Consider the following 20,331-nt stretch of genomic DNA (forward strand, 5'->3'; position numbering starts at 1 on the left):
CCATGACCGATACAGCCTCCGAAACCTGGTCCGTCGCCGGCCGCACCTTCACCTCGCGCCTGATCGTGGGCACCGGCAAATACGCCGACTACGCCCAGAACGCCGCCGCCGCCGAGGCCGCGGGGGCCGAGATCGTGACCGTGGCCGTGCGCCGCGTGAACCTGTCGGACCCGACCCAGCCGATGTTGGTGGACTATGTGAAGCCCGACCGCTTCACCTTCCTGCCCAACACCGCCGGCTGTTTCACCGGCGAGGACGCGGTGCGGACCCTGCGCCTGGCGCGCGAGGCGGGGGGCTGGAGCCTGGTCAAGCTGGAGGTGCTGTCCAACACCGCCCACCTCTATCCCGACATGATCGAGACGCTGCGGGCGCTGGACCTGCTGATCAAGGACGGGTTCGACGTCATGGTCTATTGCACCGACGACGTGGTCATGGCCAAGCGGCTGGAGGACGCCGGCGCCGCCGCCATCATGCCCGCCGCGGCCCCCATCGGCTCGGGGCTGGGCTTGCAGAACCCCATCAACGTCCGTCTGATCGTGGAACAGGCCAAGGTGCCGGTTCTGGTGGATGCGGGCGTCGGCACGGCCTCGGACGCGACCTTGGCGATGGAGCTGGGCTGCGACGCCGTCCTGATGAACACCGCCATCGCCGGCGCCAAAGACCCCATCCGCATGGCCCGCGCCATGAAACACGCCGTCATCGCCGGCCGCGACGCCTATCTGGCCGGCCGGATGCCGAAACGGATGTACGCCGACCCGTCGTCGCCGCTGGCGGGACTGATCTGATTTCATTTCTTCTCCCCTCGCGGGAGAAGGATCGCGCGCCATCGTCTCGTTCCCACGTGTGGGGGAGGGGGACCGCGAAGCGGTGGAGGGGTTTTTGAAGCCCCACAGGCGCCCCCCTCTTTCGTCATTCTCCGGCGAGCGCAGCGAGACCGGGGAACCCAGCGGCGCGCGTGAGCGCGAACCTGTCGCGGAGTGGCTGGCGACGCATGCGGCGGAGACATCGCCTTCGGCGCCGCTGGGTCCCCCGGTCTGCGCCGCAAGCGGCTTGCCGGAGGATGACGAAAGAAAGGTGATCGGAACGTGCCCCTTTTGAAACCCGGAGAATTCCGGGTCGGGGATGTCTTCGCTAATCGTCCAGCAGGGCCTGCAGCAGCGGATGGGCCAGCACCGGCGCCGCCAGGCGCACCACGGCCTGTGGGTCTTCCAGACGAACCGCCGCCGTGGCGTCGGCGACGATGAAGTCGGCGTGGGTGCGCGACGGTTCGGTCAGCCGCTCGTGGCCCGGCCGGACGGTGGCCAGATATTGCGACACGACCGAATCCGCCGACCGGCCGCGCTCGGTCTGGTCGCGCAGCAGGCGGCGGATGAAGCGGATGTCGGCCGGCGTGTCCACGAACACCCGGATGTCGAACAAGGCGGTCAGGTCGGGGGTGCAAAGGACATGGGTGCCCTCCACGATCACCACCGGCGAGGCCGGGATCGGCTCGCCGCCCGGCTCGCGCCCGTGGTGGATGAAGGAATAGACCGGCGCCGTCACCGCGCGCCCGGCCTTCAGCGCCCTCAGGTCCGCGATCATCAGCGCATGGTCGCGCGCCGACACGTCGTCGAAGTCGAAGGTCGCCGCGTCGAAGCCGGGCAGGGCGGCCGCGTCCTTGTAATAGCTGTCCTCGCGCACCAGCACGGCAGCGCCCTCGGGCAGGGCCGAAACCAGCGCCTCCGCCAGGGTGCTCTTGCCCGAACCGGACCCGCCGGTAATCGCGATCAATATGGTCATGGGCCGCCTTCTAGAGCGGTCGCGCGGCCTGCGCCACGGGGGACGATCCGTCGCGCCGGGCTTACGTCGCGTCACGTTGCTTATCGGCGATAACCAATGTTAGCGTCGGGCCAAGCGTCGGATCAATCAGACGCACCCAAGGGACAGGAAACGATATGCTGGGCTTGATGCAGGACTGGCCGCTGACGGTCGACAAGATCATCGATCACGCCAAAAACTGGCACGGCGACCGCGAGGTCGTGACCCGTTCGGTCGAGGGGCCCGTGGTCCGCACGACCTATGGCCAGATCCACGAGCGTGCCAGGCGCGTCTCCAACGCCCTGAAGGACTGGGGGATCAAGCCGGGCGACCGCGTGGCCACCCTGGCCTGGAACACCGCCAACCATATCGAGGCCTGGTACGGCATCATGGGCATCGGGGCGGTCTGCCACACCCTGAACCCGCGCCTGTTCCCCGAACAGCTGATCTACATCATCAACCACGCCGAAGACCGGATCATCTTCGTCGACCTGACCTTCGTGCCGCTGCTGGACGCCATCCTGCCGCATATGCCCAAGGTGGAGCGCGTCGTGATCATGACCGACGCCGCCCATATGCCCCAGACCAAACTGCCCCGGGCCGTGGCCTATGAGGACGCCATCGCGGGCCAGTCCACGGACGTCGTCTGGGGCGACTTCGACGAACAGACCGCCTGCGGCCTGTGCTACACCTCGGGCACGACGGGCAATCCCAAGGGCGTGCTGTATTCGCACCGCTCCAACTTCCTGCACACCTTCATGGGGCTTCAGGCCACCGTCATGGGCGCGACGCCCAAGGAGGTGATCCTGCCGGTCGTGCCGATGTTCCACGCCAATGCCTGGGGCATCGCCTTCGCCGGCCCCGCCGCCGGGACCAAGCTGGTCATGCCGGGCGCCAGGATGGACGGCGCCGCGATCTACGAATTGATCGAGCAGGAGGGCGTCACCTTCTCGGCCGCCGTGCCGACCGTCTGGCAGGGGCTGTTCGCCCATATGAAACAGAACGGCCTGGGCTTCTCGACCCTGAAACGGGTTCTGATCGGCGGTTCGGCCTGTCCCGAAAGCCTGATCCGGGGCTTCCAGGAGGACTTCGGCGTGGAGGTCACGCACGCCTGGGGCATGACCGAGACCTCGCCCATCGGCACCATCGCCAACCTGCCGCCCGAAATCCTGAAGCTGCCCTATGACGAGCAGATGAAATACCGCCTGAAACAGGGCGTGCCGCCGCTGGGCATCGAGCTGAAGCTGAAGGACGAGGCCGGGACCGAACTGCCGCACGACGGCGAGACCTTCGGGCGGCTGATGGTCAAGGGGCCGACGATCAGCAAGGGCTATTTCAAGGAGGAAGGCTCCATCCTGGACGACGAGGGCTTCTTCGACACCGGCGACGTGGCCACGGTGGACGAGATCGGCTTCATGCAGATCACCGACCGCGCCAAGGACGTCATCAAGTCGGGCGGCGAATGGATCAGCTCCATCGAGATCGAGAACATCGCCGTCGGCCATCCCAAGGTCGAGATCGCCGCCGTGATCGGCGCGGCCCACCCCAAATGGGACGAACGCCCCGTGCTGATCCTGAAGCTGAAGCCGGACCAGACGTTGGACCGTCAGGAGCATCTGGACTTCCTGCAGGGCAAGATCGCCAAATGGTGGATGCCCGACGACGTGGTCGCGGTGGACGAAATCCCCCTGGGCGCCACGGGCAAGATCGACAAGAAGCTGTTGCGCGAACGGTTCAAGGACTACCGTCTGCCGACCGCCGCCTGAATCTCGCCCGGAGCCTGAATGCCGATTCGAAAGCCTGTCCCCGCCGTCCTGCCCTGGCTGACGGCGCTCGCGGCGGCGCCGGCGGTCCTGATGGTCGCGGCCGTCGCGGCGACCCGGTTCGGCGGCGTCGATCTGTCGGTCAGCTATGATCTGTTGACCTGGACCGTGGCGCGTATGCTGGGCTGGATCGGCCTGGCGGGCGCCTTGGTCGCGATGGTGCTGGCGCTGCGCGACATTCGGGGCAGGGGGCTTTACGCCCTGGCGGCCCTCGTGCTGGCGGGCGCCACGGTCGCGGGCTTCGTGGAGCGGCAGGGGCGGGACGCCGCGCCGACGCCGCGCGATGTCGCCACCAATGTCGAGGAGCCGCCGGCCTTCTCGCGCTCGGTCGCCGCCCTGCATCGCGGATCGATCCCCGCCGCCTGCGATGCGGTGGTCGCCATCCCCAGCCAGGTCCTGGCCCAGCAGGCGACGTCCGCCCTGGTCGACGCCGGATTCGTCGTCACTCGCGCCACGACCTTCGAGGTCGAGGCCGTGCATGAGGGCGCCTGGTTCGGCTTCGTCACCGACGCGGTCGTCCGCATCCGCCCCGGCCGCACCGACATTCGCGTCGCCGCCCGCGACCCTCGCCCCGACGGCGGCGCCACGTGCCGTCTCGCCGCCCGCATCGCGGGGGAACTGGCCGCCGCCCGCTGAAACTCAGATCAGAGAGGCTGGAACCGCGCCGCCAGACCGGGCGCCCCATCGCAACTCGCCCGCCCGTCCTCGACCAGCTTGATCAGATGGGCCAGCACCGACAGCGACGCCGCCGGCCACAGGCGCGGATCGACCGCGGCGTAAAGCGCCGGAACCATCTCGGCGATGGTCCGATCCCCCGCCGCCAGCCGCGCCGCGATCTGCGCCTCTCGATCCAGCCGGTGGGCGCGATAGGTCTCCAGAAACGGCCGAACCCTGGTGATCGGCGCCCCGTGCGTCGGCCACAGCACGTCGAAGTTCCGCTCGATCACCGCGTCCAGACTGGCCATATACTGGCGCATATTCCCGTCCGGCGGCGCCACGACGGTCGTGGACCAGCCCATGACATGATCGCCGCAGAACAGGCCGTTCTCCTCGCGCAGGACGAAGGCCATATGGTTCGACGCATGGCCGGGCGTGAACATCGCCTCCAGCGTCCAGCCGTCGCCGGCGATGATTTCGCCGCCGTCCAGAACGCCATCGGGCGCGAAATCGCCGTCCTCCTCCTCGTCCAGCGCGCCGGACGCATGGGTTTCGCGCAGCGGAGGACGCGCCGCCAGAATCGGCGCCCCCGTCGCCTCCGCGAACGGCCGCGCCAGCGGCGCATGATCCCGATGCGTATGCGTCACCAGCACATGGCTGACCCGCCGCCCCGCCGTCGCCGCCTTCAGCGCCTCCAGATGCGCCAGGTCCATCGGCCCCGGATCGATCACCGCCACCGCCGATCCCGCCTCGGCCCGCCCGACGATATAGGTCCCCGTGCCGGTGAAGGTGAACGGCCCCGGATTGTCCGCCACCACCCGCTGCACCAGGGGCGAGACCTGGTCCCGCCGCCCATAGGCGAAGTCGAACGCCCGAACGAAGGGGATCATGCGGGCGCCCCTTCACCGCTCTGGCGCGCCCCTTGCGTCCGCATTTCGGTCATCATTGCCGGAGCGCTCGCCATGGCCCGTTCGATCCTCGCCGCTGTATCAAATCGGCCCGCCCTCGTCGTCGCCGCCGTGCTGTGTCTCGCCGCGATCCAACTCGCCGCCTCCTGCACGCCAGAGCCTGCGCCGTATGCGTCGCGCGTGGCGATACAGCGATAAGGCCTATTCGCGTTTGACGCGGAATGCCGGGGTGTCCCCGACTTTCATCATATAACTGCCCAAGGCGGCGCGACGCACCGTCACAGGATACTGACGCCGCGCCGAGAACAAGACATCGACGCTATCGGTCTTACGCCATACCGACCCGTCGTCCAGCGTGATCAGCCACTCGCCCCGACCCAGATCGCGCGCGCTGGTCATCGTCGCCGAAATGGATTGAAGACTGTTTCCGCTGTCCGCTCCATCGAAGGGATTCAGCGCGGAAACGTTGAATCCAAACAGGCGGCGCTGATTCTGTTCAACGTCGCGCCGACTAACGACCGCTACCTCTCCTGCGGCCGCAAGCGATGCTGCAGCGGCGTCGAAACACGCTAGCCGGGCGGTGTCGTTTTGCACCTCCCTGCATTGTATCACGGGGCGGATCAGATCATCTGGACGTGGTGTGGAACTCTGCTGCGCGTAAGCGGTATGGCTTGAAAAAATGGTCGCCAGAATGACCGAAAGGCCCATTTTCGATCTCCTGAAATGCACGATATTGGTCATTCTGTTCTCGCAATGAAAAAGGCCGATTGCGAGTATATCACTAGATTTCGTGACTGACCCAATGTCGCGGTCGCGACTGTGGTGTGTCGTCTTTGCGACAGGCGTGTCTTCATTGTGTCGGAGGATCGCCTTCGCGCTAGACATGAGGACGGGCTTGGTATGGTCTCCCGGCCAACCGATCAGATGGTCGGTAAATGGCTATTGGACCGTGTCATCATTTCTTGACGACAGTGATCCAATCTCGGGAGAACAAGCTTTGAACAACATCAGATATCGCCGCAGCCTTCTGGCGACCACGATCATTGGCGGCGCTGCCCTGGCTATGGCCGCCACGCCGTCCTTCGCTCAGTCGACTGATCAGGCGACAGAAGTGGGCGAGATCGTCGTCACCGGTTCGCGCATCGCACGTCAGGACTATCGCTCCACCAGCCCGATAGTCACCGTCAGCGCGCAAGATTTCCAGGCGACCGGCGCCGTCACGATCGACAGCCTGATCAATGATCTGCCGCAGTTCACGCCTTCGATCTCCTCGACTTCGAACAACCCGTCGAACGGCGGCCAGGCTAACATCAACCTGCGCAACCTGGGTTCGAACCGCACGCTGGTTCTGATGAACGGCCGTCGCGTCGTTCCGTCGAACTCGGACGGCACCGTCGACGTCAACCTGATCCCGACCGCCCTGATCAAGAACATCGAAGTGATTTCGGGCGGCGCCTCGGCCGCCTATGGCTCCGACGCTCTGGCGGGCGTAGCCAACTTCATTCTGGACGAGAACTTCTCGGGCGTTCAGTTCGACGCCCAATACGGCGAAACCGATCGTAGCGACGGCAAGACCGAAAGCTATTCGATCACTGTCGGCGGCAACTTCGACGACGACCGCGGCAACATGGTGCTGTCGCTAGGCCGTTCCACGCGCGGAACGATCTACAATGCGGCTCGCGACTTTTCGAAGGTGTCGGGACCGTCGGGCACCTCGCCGCTTGGTTCGACGATTTTCGACAGCAACAACCTGCCCAGCCTCGCGGTCGTTCGCTCCTATTTCAACAACCAGACCCTGTCCAACACGGACGCCTTCGGTTTCAACGACGACAACACCCTGTTTGCCTATCCGGGCAAGCTGAACGTCAAGAACCCGGCTGGTGCTGGTCCTGAATATACTGCACCGGGCGCCAACTACACGTTCAATACTGGCCCGCTGAACTACCTTCAGTTGCCGCTTGATCGCTATAACGTCTATGGGGGCGGTCGCTACAAGATCAACGAGAACGCCGAAGTCTATGCCAACGCTCTGTTTACGCAGTATGTCGGCGATACCGAATTGGCGGCTAGCCCCGCGGCTAACGGTACCGGTTTCCGCGTTCCTGCGACCAACCCGTTCATCCCGGCGGATCTGCGCACCTTCCTGAACGCACGCGCCAATCCGAACGGCTCGTTCCTGTTGAACAAGCGCTTTACGTCGCTCGGCGGCCGCCACTCGACCGAAGAGTATAACATCTATCAGATCACGGCTGGCGTTCGTGGTCAGGTGCCGCAAAGCACTTGGACCTATGACGTGTACGGCACGTATGGCCGTGTCTCGAATACGACGACGCAAACCGGCAACGTGTCTCGTTCATCGGTGCAGCGCTTGCTCGACGCGGCCGACGGTGGTCGTAGCCTGTGCTCAGGCGGTTTCGATCCGTTCGGCGTCACTGATCTGTCTGCCGATTGCATCAGCTATATCGGTCGCTCGGCTCGTAACTCCACTGTCACCGAGCAGCGGGTTATCGAAGCCAGCCTTCAAGGCAAGGCCTTCGATCTGCCCGCTGGCGAAGTGCGCGTAGCTCTGGGCGCCCAGTACCGCCAGGATGACTTCGCCTTCGGCGCTGACTCGTCGTTGGCGCAATCGAACGCGGTCACGCCTCACTTGGGCGCCAACGGTCAACCTGACGGCGGTAACATCGGCGGATCCGAGATCGCTGGCTTCAATCCGACGCCTTCGCTAGCTGGCGGCACTCAGGCCTATCGTGCCGAACTGGACTGGACCATCGCGGGCGGTTTGCGCGCGCGCGGCGGTTACAGCCGGTCGGTCAGGGCGCCTTCGATCGGCGAACTGTTCGCCACGGCGAGTTCTGACTTCCCCAATATCGGCGCGCCTTCGGCTGGCGGTACGGGCGGTGATCCCTGCGACGTGCGCGGCAGCTTCCGTACGGGCGCCAATGCGGCGGCCGTTAAGGCGCTCTGCTTGGCTCAAGGCATCTCGCCGTTGGCCATCGACAACTATCAATATTCGAACAATCAGGTTGAGAGCCGTACGGGCGGCAACCCCAATCTGAAGGAAGAGACGTCGGACAGCTGGTCTGTCGGTTTGGTCTATCAATCGCAGCTTCAGTCGCCTTGGTTGTCTGGTTTCTCGGCTTCGATCGACTACTACAATATCGAAATCACCGATGCGATCGGCTCCATCAAGGCTGGTGACTCGTTGAAGGGTTGTTTCAACGTCACGGGCGAAAATCCGAACTTCGATGCCGGAAACGCTTATTGCCAGCTGTTCCGTCGGGACTCGCTGTCTGGCAACATCGTCGGCGCTATTGAAAACAAAGCCAATTTGGGCATGGTCAAGACTTCGGGCATCGACCTTCAAGCCGATTGGACCTTGAGCATGGCTGACATCGGTGCGGGCGACTGGGGCAGGTTGAAGTTCAATACTGTCATCAGCTGGCTGGAGAACTATGAAGACAACGTCGTCGCTGGCGGCGCCTTCACGGATCGCACGGGCACGATCGACAGCTCGTTCGGCAACACCTTCCCCGAATGGAAGGCGTTGACTTCGGTCACTTGGTCTGATGGCCCGTTCTCGATCGGCGCACGTTGGCGCCGGATCGGTGAAATCACGGTGATCAACACCACCGAGGTTCTGCCGTCGATCGACTATTTCGACCTCAACGGCTCGTGGGCGATCAACGATACTGTGTCTCTGCGCGGTGGCGTGAACAACCTGACCGACGAACAGCCGAACGTCTTTGTGCCGGGCGTTCAAGCCAACACTGACCCGTCGACCTATGACGTCCTGGGTCGTCGTTACTACGTCGGTCTGACCGCCAAGTTCTAAGGCCGGTCTTCGACACCAGAACTGAGGCGGCGGAGCAACGCTCCGCCGCCTTTTTCGTTTGAGCGTCGCCGTAGAAAAACCATCGGGGCGGGCGAGCGTTGGTGATCGGCGCTCGTGCGCGTCGCCTTGAAGGAAGATCATGCTGAAACTGCTCGCTCCCGCTCTCTCCATTCTGTCCGTGCTGGCCGTTGGGCCGGTCATGGCGCAATCGCAGGACGGTCCGATCGTCACGGGCAATCGCTCGGTGGAAAGCGCGGATGCGCTGAAGACGCGCGAGGCGATCGCCTATGCGCGTCCGCTGCCGCGTGGCGCGCCGAACGGGGACTATCCGCTGGTGGCGTGGTGCGACGCGCTGGTCAGCGGTCATGCCGATCTGGGCGACACCCTGCCGGCGCATGCGCCGGAGGACGTCGAACTGGTGCGGCTGGGACGGCTGGAGGCGCAGGACTTCCGCACGGCCCTGGCCGCTGCGGCTCCCCGTCAATCGGCCGCCAGCAAGGCCGAGGCGGATCGCGCCGTCGCTGCGGTCAAGGCCCAATGGGCTACGCTGATCGAAAACCCGGATGCGGAGGCGCGCAGCCAGTCGTTCGGTCTGTTCTTCGGTCTGCCGGGCCGTTGCGAACACGCCGCGCGCCGTATTCGCGAGAACATCACGACGCCGCCCGCCACTCTGGAAAGCGTCGGCATCAACTAAGCTGCGTCAACTCGGTCGAGTTGACGGCGGACGGCGAACGGCGGTCTGGCCTCGGTCAGGCCGCCGTTTCGCGTTTCAGGGCGTAGGGATCGTAGTTCAGGATCGGGGCCAGCCAGCGTTCGGCCTCGGCGACCGACATGGCCTTACGACGGGCGTAGTCCTCGACCTGATCGCGGTCGATCTTGCCGACGCCGAAATAGTGGCTGCCCGGATGGCCGAAATAGAGGCCCGAGACCGAGGCCGGAGGCGTCATGGCGTAGCTTTCGGTCAGGGCCATGCCGGCGTTTTCGCCCGCGTTCAGCAGGCGGAACAGCATGGCCTTTTCCGTGTGATCGGGCTGGGCCGGATAGCCGGGGGCAGGGCGGATGCCCTGATACTGTTCGGCGATCAGGTCGTCGACGCTGGTGGCCTCGTCCGGCGTGTAGCCCCAGAGCTGGGTGCGGACTTCCTTATGCAAGCGTTCGGCGAAGGCCTCGGCCAGGCGGTCGGCCAGGGCCGTGGCCATGATGGAGGAATAGTCGTCGCCCGAGTCCTTGAACCGTTTGGCGATCTCCAGTTCGCCATGACCGGCGGTGACGGCGAAGGCGCCGATATAGTCGTCGCCGTCCTCGGCGATGAAGTCGGACAGGGCCAGGTTCGGCTTGCCGTTCGACTTCTTGATCTGCTGGCGCAGGGTGTGGAAACGGGCGATTTCCTGAGCGCGGCTTTCGTCGCTGAAGACGGCGATGTCGTCGCCGACGGCGCGGGCAGGCCAGAAACCGACAACGCCTTTCGCCGTGAACCATTTTTCCTCGACGATGCGCTTCAGCATGGCCTGGGCGTCCTTGAACAGGTCGCGGGCGGCCTCGCCGACGATCTCGTCGTCCAGGATCAGCGGATAGCGGCCGATCAACTCCCAACTGGCGAAGAAGGGCGTCCAGTCGATGTGGTCAGCCAGATCCTGCAGATCCCAGGCGTCGAACGCCCTGACCCCGATGAAGGACGGGGCGCCGGACAGGGGCTGGGCGGGATCGGGCCGGAAGCGGTTGTCGCGCGCCTGTTGCAGGGTGGCGCGGACCTTGACCTCCTGGCCCCGGGCGTACTGTTCGCGGATGCGGATGTATTCGTCGCGGGTGGCGGCCTCGTTCCGGGCCTTTTCCGTGGGCGAAAGCAGACCGGACACCACGCCGACGGCGCGGCTGGCGTCGATGACATAGGTGGTCGAGCCGCGATGGTAGGCGGGTTCGATCTTCACCGCCGTGTGGGTGCGGCTGGTCGTGGCGCCCCCGATCAGCAGGGGAATGTCGAAGCCGCGCCGCTCCATCTCGGCGGCGACGAAGACCATTTCGTCCAGCGACGGGGTGATCAGGCCGGACAGGCCGATGATGTCGCAGTTGTTCGCCTTGGCCTCGTCCAGGATGCGGTCGGCCGGGACCATGACGCCCAGGTCAATGACCTCGTAATTGTTGCACTGGAGAACGACGCCGACGATGTTCTTGCCGATGTCGTGGACGTCGCCCTTGACCGTCGCCATCAGGATACGGCCGTTGGAGGTGCGTTCCTGACCGGCCTTTTCGGCCTCCATGAAGGGCTCCAGATAGGCGACGGCCTGTTTCATCACGCGGGCGGATTTCACCACCTGCGGCAGGAACATCTTGCCCGAACCGAACAGGTCGCCGACGACGTTCATCCCGTCCATCAGCGGGCCTTCGATGACGTGCAGCGGGCGTTCGGACTGGCTGCGGGCCTCTTCTGTGTCGGCCTCGATGAACTCGGTCACGCCGTTGACCAGGGCGTGGGTGATGCGTTCGCCGACCGTGCCCTGGCGCCAGGTCAGGTCGACCACCTTCGCCGCGCCCTTCTCGCCCTTGTAGGACGGGGCCATGTCCACCAGCCGCTCGGTGTTGGACACGTTCGTCCGCTGAGGCCGGTTCAGGATGACGTCCTCGACGGCTTCCCTCAACACCGGATCGATGTCGTCATAGACGGGCAGGTCGCCCGCGTTGACGATGCCCATGTCCATGCCGGCGTTGATGGCGTGGTACAGGAAGACGCTGTGGATCGCCCGGCGCACCGGTTCGTTGCCGCGGAAGCTGAACGAGACGTTGGACACCCCGCCCGAAATGCGGGCGTGGGGCAGGGTGGCCTTGATGACCCTGACCGCCTCGATGAAGTCGACGGCGTAGTTGTCATGCTCCTCGATCCCCGTCGCCACGGCGAAGATGTTGGGGTCGAAGATGATGTCCTCGGGCGGGAAGCCGACCTCGTTGACCAGGATGTCGTAGGCGCGGGTGCAGATTTCGATCTTGCGGGCGGCGGTGTCCGCCTGACCCGCCTCGTCAAAGGCCATGACCACGACGGCGGCGCCGTAACGCAGGCATTTGATCGCATGGTCGCGGAAGGCCCGTTCGCCCTCCTTCATGCTGATCGAGTTCACGATGGGCTTGCCCTGGACGCACTTCAGCCCCGCCTCGATCACCTCCCATTTGGAGCTGTCGATCATGATCGGGACGCGGGCGATGTCGGGTTCCGCCGCGATCAGGTTCAGGAAGGTCCGCATGGCGACGACGCCGTCCAGCAGGCCCTCGTCCATATTGATGTCGATGATCTGGGCGCCCGCCTCGACCTGCTGGCGGGCGACGTCCAAAGCGGCGGAATAGTTGCCCTCGACCACGAGTTTGCGGAATTTGGCCGAGCCGGTGACGTTGGTGCGTTCGCCGACGTTGATGAAGACGGGTCTCACGCAAAAACTCCGTTCATCCCGGCGAAAGCCGGGACCCAGTGCTTTTGTGAGGCACGGTGACTGGGATGACGGGCGACCACCACGCATCGGCGGCTATCGCTCAAAGAACTGGGTCCCGACTTTCGCCGGGATGAGCGGGGTAAGGGAGTCATCACGAAGCCAACTCGAAGGGTTCCAACCCGCTTAGGCGCAAGGCCACCGGTCGTTCCGGGATCGCGCGCGGCTTCAGCGGCGCGACTTCTTCCGCGACGTGGCGAATGTGGTCGGGCGTCGTGCCGCAGCAGCCGCCGACGATGTTGACCAGGCCGGATGCGGCCCATTCCTCGATGAAGTGGGCGGTTTCGTGCGGCTGTTCGTCGTACTGACCCATGGCGTTGGGCAGGCCGGCGTTGGGATAGGCGGCGACCAGGGTGTCGGCGACGCGGCTCAGTTCGGCGATGAAGGGGCGCATCAGGTCGGCGCCCAGGGCGCAGTTGAAGCCGACGGCGAAGGGTTTGGCGTGGCGCACGCTGTTCCAGAAACCCTCGGCCGTCTGGCCCGACAGGGTGCGGCCCGAACGGTCGGTGATGGTGCCGGAAATCCAGATGGGCAGCGGCTCCAGCCCCTCGTCTTCCAGATCCTTGATCGCCTTGATGCAGGCCTTGCAGTTCAGCGTGTCGGTGATGGTTTCGATCAGATACAGGTCCACGCCGCCTTCGTTCAGCGCCTTCACCTGATGCCGATAGGCCTCATAGACCTGATCGAAGGTCACGCTGCGGGCGCCGGGGTCGTTCACGTCGGACGACATGGACAGCATCTTGTTCAGCGGGCCGATGGAGCCGGCGGCGAAACGGGGCTTGTGCGGCTCCTTTTCCGTCCAGCTGTCGGCGGCGGCGCGGGCCAGTCTGGCGCCTTCCAGATTAATGTCCCGCACGGCCTGGGCGTCCAGGGCGTAGTCTTCCTGGGCGATGGTGGTGCCGGAGAAGGTGTTGGTCTCGGAGATGTCGGCGCCTGCCGCGTAATACTGGTTGTGCAGGTCGGCGATGACGTCGGGACGGGTGATGCAGAGGATGTCGTTATTCCCCTTCATCTGATGCTTTTCGTCATAGCCGTTGGCGGCGACGAAGCGGTCGGCGCGGAAATCGGCCTCGTCCAGCCCGCGACGCTGGATCATGACGCCCCACGATCCGTCGAGGACCAGGATGCGCTCCTTGGCCGCCTGATGCAGGGCGGCGATTCGTTCCGCGCGGGTCATTGCGCCGCCGCCGTTTCACGCACGCCCAGTACGCGACAGATCGCATAGACCAGATCGGCCCGGTTGAGGGTGTAGAAATGGAAGTCCGAGAACCCTTCTTCCTGAAGACGGGCGCAGGTCTCGGCGGCGACGGAGGCGGCCAACAGCTTGCGGGTTTCCGGGTCGTCGTCCAGCCCGTCGAAATGGGCCTTCAACCAGTCGGGGATGCTGGTCCCGCAGGCGCCGCACATCCGCTTCAGGCCGGCGAAGTTCGACACCGGCATGACGCCGGGGATCAGGGGAATGGTCACGCCCGCCGCCCGCACCCGGTCGCGGAACCGCAGGAAGGCGTCGATGTCGAAGAAGAACTGGCTGACGGCGCGGGTGGCGCCCGCATCCACCTTGGCTTTCAGCACCTCGATGTCGTGATCGATGGAGGGGCTTTCGGGGTGGCGTTCGGGATAGGCGCCGACCGTGACGTCGAAGCCGCCGATCCGCTTGATGGCGGCGGTCAATTCGGTGGCGTTGGCGTATCCGTCTGCGCGGGGGCGATAGGCGCCGCCGATGCCGGACGCGCCGGGCGGATCGCCGCGCAGGGCCACGATGTGATCGACGCCGATGGCCTTGTAGCCTTCGATGACCTCATCCACCTCTTCCCGGCTGGCCTCGACGCAGGTCAGGTGGGCGGCGGGGCGGAGCGAAGTTTCCGTGATGATGCGCTGAACGGTGCGGTGGGTCCGCTCGCGGGTCGAACCGCCGGCGCCGTAAGTGACGGAGACGAAGGCGGGATTCAGCGGCTCCAGACGGCGGATCGCCTTCCACAGATTGGCCTCGGCCTCATCCGTTTTAGGCGGGAAGAATTCGAATGACACGCGCACGTCGTCGCGGTTGGACCCGGCGCGGGCCACGGGGCCGAGCGGCGACAGCAGGAGGGCGCGAGCATCGGCCAGGTTCAGGGAGGCGGGGGAGGCCATCAGGCGGTCTTTCTGTTCTGGAGACGGCGCTCGCCGGTCCAGATGGTCACGGTCAGGCCCTCGGCGTCGTGCGGCAGGGCGATGGGGGCGGAGGGCGTCAGGCCGCCGTCCAGCAGCCAGCCGGTGATCTCGCTGTCGGCGAAGCCCAGGCGGCGATGCTGATGCGCCTCGCGCATATGTTCGAAGTCGTGCGGCGCGAAGTCGATGATGACCAGACGACCGTTCGGGCTGACCAGACGGGCGGCCTCGGCGACGGCGGCGGCCGGGTCGGACAGGTAGTGCAGCACCTGATGCACGATCACCAGATCGGCGCTGGCGGCGGGCAGGCGGGTGGCGAAGATGTCGCCGTGGCGCAGCTCGACCTGCTCCACGCCCGCCTTGGTGACGTTGGTGCGGGCGATGTTGAGCATGTTCTGGCTGAGATCCAGCCCGACTGACATCTTGGCCTTCTTGCCGAACAGGGTCAGCATCCGGCCCGAGCCGGTGCCCAGATCGACCACGCGCTCGAACGGGCCGGGGCCGACGGCCCGTTCGAGCGCGGCCTCGACGGCGCTTTCGCTGACATAGAGCGAACGCAGGCGGTCCCACTGGGGCGCGACCTGTTCGAAATAGCTGGCGGCGGCTTCCTCGCGATCCTTGCGGACCTCGTCCAGGCGGCGGTGATCGGCCTCGCCCGCATCCTCGGCCAGGATGTCCAGCACCGTGTCGATCAGGCGGCGGGCCTGGGCGTCATGCGACAGGCGGTAATAGACGCGGGCGCCGTCGGGGAAACGCTCGATCAGCCCGGCGTCGGTCATCAGCTTCAGATGGCGCGAGACGCGCGGCTGGCTCTGGTCCAGAATCCGCGACATCTCCATGACCGACAGTTCTTCCCCCGCCAGCAGCGACAGGATGCGCAGGCGCGTGGGTTCGCCAGCGGCGCGCAGGGCTTCGACGGTTTGATCAGCGGACAGGCTCATATAATCACATAAGGATATCCTTATGTGATTTGGCAAGCAAAATCCGACTAAGAAACCGGGGTCTTCAAGGCCTCTCCCGCGAAATGCGCCTGAAGGTTCTCGATCAGAAGCACCAACATGCCCTGAACCCCGGCGGTCGTGGCGCCGCCGGTGTGGGGCGTCAGCAGGGTGTTGGGCACGTCGGCCCAGCGCGCCGGATCGGTCGGCTCCTCGGTGAAGACATCCAGCGCAGCCTGACCCAGCGTCCCTGACTTCAGGGCGGCGATCAGGGCGTCCTCGTCCACCACCTGTCCGCGCGAGACATTGACCAAGAGGCCGTCCGGGCCGAGCGCGTCGAGAACCTCGCGCGAGATCAGGCCGCGATTGGTCTCGTCCGCCTTGCAGGCGACCACCAGAATATCGCTGGCCTTGGCGAGAGACAGAAGCGTATCCGCCCGCGGCCATTCGGCCTCATGCGGGCGCGGACCCCACCAGCTGACGGCCATGCGGAAGGCTTCGGCTCGCCGGGCGACGGCCTTGCCGATATGACCCAGACCGACGACGCCCAGCTTCTGGCCTCCGATGGAGGCGGTGATGGTGCGGGTCTCGATGGTCCAGTCGCCTGAGCGGACCTGACGGTCGCCGGTGACGATCTGGCGGCGGGCGGCCAGGATCAGACCCAGGGCGTGATCGGCGACGTCCTCGTGATTGACGCCGGGCGCATGGGTGACGGGCAGGCCGCGCGCGCGGCACCATTCGATGTCGATGCCGTCATAGCCGGAGGTGAAACAGGCGATCAGGCCGAGATTGGGCAGTTTCTCGATCAAGGCCTTGTCGAGCGGATATTCCCCGGCGACGACCAGAGCCCGGATGTCGTGGGCGGCCTCGACCGGCGGACCTTCCCACAAGCGATAGACATCATAGGCGCTCTCCAGAAAGTCGGAGAGCGGCGCCAGATGCCGCTGCATGATGAGAACGGCGGGGCGTTGGGTCATGCGCGCACCTCGATCAGATGAACGCCCTCGTTCAGACGATCCTGAATCAAGGGCCATTTGGGCGTGAGCCAGATCAACAGGGAACGGGTCGTCGCATTGCCGATGCGAAGCCAGACGACCTGCGGTCCCTCGCGCCGATCCGAGGCCCACAGGGCGAAATCACGGTCCTTGGTGACGATGATGCGGCGCTCCGTCCTGGCCAGCCGCCAGATGTCGTCGTCGGACGCATCCAGTGAAAGCAGGCTGGAGACATGGTCTGCGTCGAACCCTTGCGTCTTCAGCCAGTCGGCGAGCGATGGCGGCAACTGGGCGTCGACGACGAACTTCATGCGGCGATGACGGCCGTGTCGCCAATCGATGCGGCCGCATAGGCCAGGCTGGCGCGGATGTCGTCCGGCTCAAGATAGGGAAAGTCGGTCAGGATGTCTTCGTGACTGGCCCCGCCCGCAAGCATGTCCAGCACGTCCTGAACCCGGATGCGCATGCCGCGAATGCAGGGGCGGCCCCCGCACTGGTTCGTGTCGATAGTGATGCGGGACAGAAGATCGCTCATGTCCCGCATCCTATCATGGTTTGATCAGCGACCGAACTTCTGGTGCTGGATGCGTTTGGGGATGATGCTGTCGGCCCCCAGGCGGCGCATCTTGTCCTGTTCGTAGGCTTCGAAGTTGCCCTCGAACCATTCCACATGGCCGTCGCCTTCGAAGGCGAGGATGTGGGTGGCCAGACGGTCCAGGAACCAGCGGTCGTGGGAGATGACCACGGCGCAGCCCGCGAACTCCTCCAGCGCCTCTTCGAGGTTCTGCAAGGTCTCGATGTCCAGGTCGTTGGTCGGTTCGTCGAGCAGGATCAGATTGCCGCCCGAGGCCAGGGTCTTGGCCAGGTGGACGCGGTTGCGCTCACCGCCCGACAGCTGGCCGACCTTCTTCTGCTGGTCGCCGCCCTTGAAGTTGAAGCTGCCGACATAGGCGCGGGTGTTGATCTCGCGCTTGCCGACCATCATCACGTCGGTTCCGCCGCTGATGGCCTGCCAGATGGTTTCGTCCGGCTTCAGGTCGTCGCGCGACTGGTCGACATAGGCCAGTTTGACGGTTTCGCCGACGCGGATCGTGCCGCCGTCGGGCGTCTCCTGGCCGGTGATCAGCTTGAACATGGTCGACTTGCCGGCGCCGTTGGGGCCGATGACGCCGACGATGCCGTTGGGCGGAAGTTTGAAGGTCAGGTTGTCGAACAGAACCTTGTCGCCATAGGTCTTCTGCAGGCCCTCGACCTCCAGCACGACATTGCCCAGGCGCGGGCCGGGCGGGATCTGGATATGGGCGTGCGTCTGGGCGCCCCGCATCGATTCCTGTTCCTCGACCATCCGCTCGTAGGCGGCCAGACGGGCCTTGGACTTGGCCTGACGGGCCTTGGCGCCCGAACGGACCCATTCCAGTTCGCGGGTGAGGGCGCGCTGGCGGGCTTCGGATTCCGACTGCTCCTGCACGACGCGCTTGGTCTTGGCTTCCAGCCACGAGGAATAGTTGCCCTCGTGCGGGTGGCCCTTGCCGCGGTCCAGCTCCAGCGTCCACTTGGTGACGAGGTCCAGGAAGTAGCGGTCGTGGGTCACGAGGATGACGCAGCCGGGGAAATTCTCCAGGTGGTGCTGCAGCCAGGCGACGGATTCGGCGTCCAGGTGGTTGGTCGGTTCGTCGAGCAGCAGCATGTCGGGCTTGGACAGCAGCAGGCGGGCCAGGGCCACGCGGCGCTTCTCACCGCCGGACAGGTTGGTGACTTCCCAGTCGTCGGGCGGGCAGCGCAGGGCGCCCATGGCCTGATCGATGCGGCTGTCGATGTCCCAGACGTCGCCGGCGTCGATCTTTTCCTGAAGGGCGGTCATCTCCTCCATCAGTTCGTCGGTGTAGTTTTCGCCCAGTTCGGCGGCGACTTCGTTGAAGCGGTTGACCCACTGCTTCTCTTCGCACCAGGCCTCGACGTTCTGGCGGACGTTCAGGGCGGGATCGAGCTGGGGCTCCTGCTCCAGATAGCCGCGCTTGACGCCGTCGGCGGCGCGGGCCTCGCCGGAGAACTCGTTGTCCAGGCCGGCCATGATCTTCAGCAGGGTGGACTTACCCGAGCCGTTGACGCCGACGACGCCGATCTTGGCGTCGTTGTAGAAGCTGAGCCAGATGTTTTCGAAGATCTTGCGGCCGCCGGGGAAGGTCTTGGTCAGACCCTGCATCTGGAAAATATATTGCTGCGCCATGAGGTGCGGTTTCGCCCTTCGGGTTCGTCTTGACGTGGGAGGTTCGGGCGGATGTAGCGACCCAAAGCGCGAAGGGCAAATAGGGCGACGGTCGGGCAGGGCGCGGGCGGCCGCAATCGGCCCTGTGCGAAACCCGGGCGCGCGGGTAATGAGCCTGATCGAGACAGCCGGGACGCCGCCATGACCGCGATTTCAGACCGACGATTGAAGGCGGCCATCGGCTTCATCTTCGTGACGGCGGTGCTGGACATCGTGGCGATGGGCATCATCATTCCCGTCCTGCCGCAGCTGATCAAGGATTTCGTCGGCTCGAACGCCCAGGCCGGGATCATCAACGGCGTGTTCGTGGCCCTGTGGGCGGGAATGCAGTTCGTCGCCTCGCCGGTCATCGGATCGCTGTCGGACCAGTATGGGCGGCGGCCGGTCATCCTGCTCAGCTGCGCGGGTCTGGCCATCGACTATGTGCTTATGGCGGTGGCGCCGAACCTGTGGTGGTTGGCGGTCGGGCGGATCATAGCCGGCGTCACCTCGTCCAGCTTCACCACCATCTACGCCTATATGGCCGACGTCACCCCGGTCGAGGGGCGGGCCAAGGCCTATGGGCTTATCGGCGCGGCCTTTTCCGGCGGTTTCGTGCTGGGGCCGGTGATCGGCGGTTTCCTGGGCGAGATCAGCCCGCACGCGCCCTTTTGGGCCGCCGCCCTGATGTCGGGGATCGCCTTCCTCTATGGCCTGATCATCCTGCCTGAAAGCCTGGCGGTCGAGAAACGGATGAGGTTCAGCTGGCGGCGCGCAAATCCGGTCGGGGCGATGGTGCTTCTGGGCCGTCACCCGGAGTTGACGGGCTTGGCCGGCGTGACCTTCCTGCTGCACTTCGCCCATCACGTCTTCTCGGCCGTGTTCGTGCTGTACGCCCAGTATCGGTACGGCTGGGGGCCGCGCGAGGTGGGTCTGCTGCTGGCCATGGTCGGCGCGCTGGACATGACGGTGCAAGGGCTGGTCGTCGGACCCGTCACCAAGGCGCTGGGCGACCGCAAGACCATGCTGCTGGGGCTGGTCGGCGGAACCTGCGGCATCGCCATGATGGGCTGGGCGCCGACCGGCTGGATGTTCGTGGCGGCCATGCTGCCCAATGCGCTCTGGGGCCTGGCCATGCCGACGCTTCAGTCGCTGATGACCCGGCAGGTGTCCGAAAGCGAACAGGGCCAGCTTCAGGGCGCGACGATGAGCGTGGCCTCCATCGCGGGCGTCGCCTCGCCCCTGTTCTTCGGCTGGATCTATTCGCTGTCGGTCGGGGGCGGGTTCGCGCCCCTGACCACATGGCTGGACCGGCATGGGCTGGGCGTCATCGACGCGGTCGTCCATGCGCCGGGGCTCAGCTTCTATATCTCGGCCCTGGTCCTGGCGCTGGCCGGCGTGATCGCTTGGATCACCGCCCGCCGCGCCGAACGCGCCGAACGGGTTTCGGCCGGAGACGCCAGCCTGAGCTGATTCAAAGGGGCCGAGTTCGCCTTTCCGTCACGGCGCGACGGA

The 20,331-nt window shown here is 65.4% G+C and carries 17 protein-coding genes; 6 read left to right on the forward strand and 11 right to left on the reverse strand.

The annotated features are described in order from the left end of the window. Positions 1–2: 2 nt before the first annotated feature. Positions 3–785, forward strand: coding sequence for a thiazole synthase (locus tag SH203_RS06535; RefSeq protein ID WP_087120031.1), 783 nt, complete (start codon positions 3–5; stop codon positions 783–785). 346 nt (positions 786–1,131) lie between these two features. Here the strand turns inward: SH203_RS06535 and udk are convergent, their stop codons facing one another. Then, positions 1,132–1,779, reverse strand: a complete 648-nt coding sequence (udk, locus tag SH203_RS06540; protein ID WP_087120032.1) for a uridine kinase — start codon at positions 1,777–1,779, stop codon at positions 1,132–1,134. Positions 1,780–1,934: 155 nt separating this feature from the next. On the opposite strand from udk, the gene SH203_RS06545 reads away from it, so the two are divergent. Together SH203_RS06545 and SH203_RS06550 are read left to right on the forward strand one after the other, a co-directional pair. Next, complete coding sequence (locus SH203_RS06545; RefSeq protein WP_087120033.1) at positions 1,935–3,563, forward strand: long-chain-fatty-acid--CoA ligase; 1,629 nt, start codon at positions 1,935–1,937, stop codon at positions 3,561–3,563. A gap of 18 nt (positions 3,564–3,581) precedes the next feature. Beyond that, the gene (locus SH203_RS06550; RefSeq protein WP_087120034.1) at positions 3,582–4,256 is read left to right on the forward strand and encodes a DUF1499 domain-containing protein; all 675 of its coding nucleotides are present in this window, start codon (positions 3,582–3,584) and stop codon (positions 4,254–4,256) included. Between the two features lie 8 nt (positions 4,257–4,264). Here SH203_RS06550 and SH203_RS06555 read toward each other — a convergent pair whose 3' ends face one another. Next, positions 4,265–5,167 (reverse strand): MBL fold metallo-hydrolase, encoded by a 903-nt coding sequence (locus SH203_RS06555; protein WP_087120035.1) that lies wholly within the window; start codon positions 5,165–5,167, stop codon positions 4,265–4,267. Positions 5,168–5,386: 219 nt separating this feature from the next. Beyond that, positions 5,387–5,926 carry a hypothetical protein gene (locus SH203_RS15270; protein WP_143275691.1) on the reverse strand — a complete coding sequence of 180 codons (540 nt, stop codon included), beginning with the start codon at positions 5,924–5,926 and terminating at the stop codon, positions 5,387–5,389. A gap of 256 nt (positions 5,927–6,182) precedes the next feature. Here SH203_RS15270 and SH203_RS06565 point away from each other — a divergent pair, with 256 nt between their 5' ends. Both SH203_RS06565 and SH203_RS06570 read left to right on the forward strand, forming a co-directional pair. Further along, positions 6,183–9,017: a TonB-dependent receptor domain-containing protein gene (locus SH203_RS06565; protein ID WP_087120037.1), complete on the forward strand. Its 2,835-nt coding sequence runs from the start codon at positions 6,183–6,185 to the stop codon at positions 9,015–9,017. Between the two features lie 139 nt (positions 9,018–9,156). Then, positions 9,157–9,711: a hypothetical protein gene (locus tag SH203_RS06570; protein ID WP_087120038.1), complete on the forward strand. Its 555-nt coding sequence runs from the start codon at positions 9,157–9,159 to the stop codon at positions 9,709–9,711. Positions 9,712–9,766: 55 nt separating this feature from the next. On the opposite strand, the gene metH is transcribed toward SH203_RS06570, so the two are convergent. The 8 genes from metH to ettA form a co-directional block, all read right to left on the reverse strand. Continuing rightward, entirely contained in the window at positions 9,767–12,433 is a 2,667-nt protein-coding gene (metH, locus tag SH203_RS06575) for a methionine synthase (protein WP_234989405.1), read from the reverse strand. A 151-nt stretch (positions 12,434–12,584) separates the two neighbouring features. After that, positions 12,585–13,667: a homocysteine S-methyltransferase family protein gene (locus SH203_RS06580; RefSeq protein ID WP_087120040.1), complete on the reverse strand. Its 1,083-nt coding sequence runs from the start codon at positions 13,665–13,667 to the stop codon at positions 12,585–12,587. After that, positions 13,664–14,620 (reverse strand): methylenetetrahydrofolate reductase [NAD(P)H], encoded by a 957-nt coding sequence (gene metF, locus SH203_RS06585; protein ID WP_087120041.1) that lies wholly within the window; start codon positions 14,618–14,620, stop codon positions 13,664–13,666. Before metF ends, SH203_RS06580 begins: the two co-directional genes overlap by 4 nt. Then, on the reverse strand, positions 14,620–15,579 hold the full coding sequence (locus tag SH203_RS06590; RefSeq protein ID WP_087120042.1) for a metalloregulator ArsR/SmtB family transcription factor: 960 nt from the start codon (positions 15,577–15,579) through the stop codon (positions 14,620–14,622). The genes metF and SH203_RS06590 overlap by 1 nt, the downstream gene beginning before the upstream one ends. 47 nt (positions 15,580–15,626) lie before the next feature. After that, entirely contained in the window at positions 15,627–16,553 is a 927-nt protein-coding gene (locus tag SH203_RS06595; RefSeq protein ID WP_087120043.1) for a 2-hydroxyacid dehydrogenase, read from the reverse strand. Continuing rightward, entirely contained in the window at positions 16,550–16,882 is a 333-nt protein-coding gene (locus tag SH203_RS06600; RefSeq protein ID WP_087120044.1) for a DUF5615 family PIN-like protein, read from the reverse strand. The genes SH203_RS06595 and SH203_RS06600 overlap by 4 nt, the downstream gene beginning before the upstream one ends. Then, on the reverse strand, positions 16,879–17,106 hold the full coding sequence (locus SH203_RS06605; RefSeq protein WP_087120045.1) for a DUF433 domain-containing protein: 228 nt from the start codon (positions 17,104–17,106) through the stop codon (positions 16,879–16,881). Before SH203_RS06605 ends, SH203_RS06600 begins: the two co-directional genes overlap by 4 nt. Before the next feature lie 24 nt (positions 17,107–17,130). Continuing rightward, positions 17,131–18,798 carry an energy-dependent translational throttle protein EttA gene (gene ettA, locus SH203_RS06610; protein WP_087120046.1) on the reverse strand — a complete coding sequence of 556 codons (1,668 nt, stop codon included), beginning with the start codon at positions 18,796–18,798 and terminating at the stop codon, positions 17,131–17,133. A 180-nt stretch (positions 18,799–18,978) separates the two neighbouring features. Here ettA and SH203_RS06615 point away from each other — a divergent pair, with 180 nt between their 5' ends. Continuing rightward, complete coding sequence (locus SH203_RS06615) at positions 18,979–20,289, forward strand: TCR/Tet family MFS transporter (protein WP_087120047.1); 1,311 nt, start codon at positions 18,979–18,981, stop codon at positions 20,287–20,289. The last annotated feature ends 42 nt before the right edge of the window (positions 20,290–20,331 follow it).

The organism is Brevundimonas sp. SH203 (genome assembly GCF_002157625.1).
In the GTDB taxonomy this organism is placed as follows: domain Bacteria; phylum Pseudomonadota; class Alphaproteobacteria; order Caulobacterales; family Caulobacteraceae; genus Brevundimonas.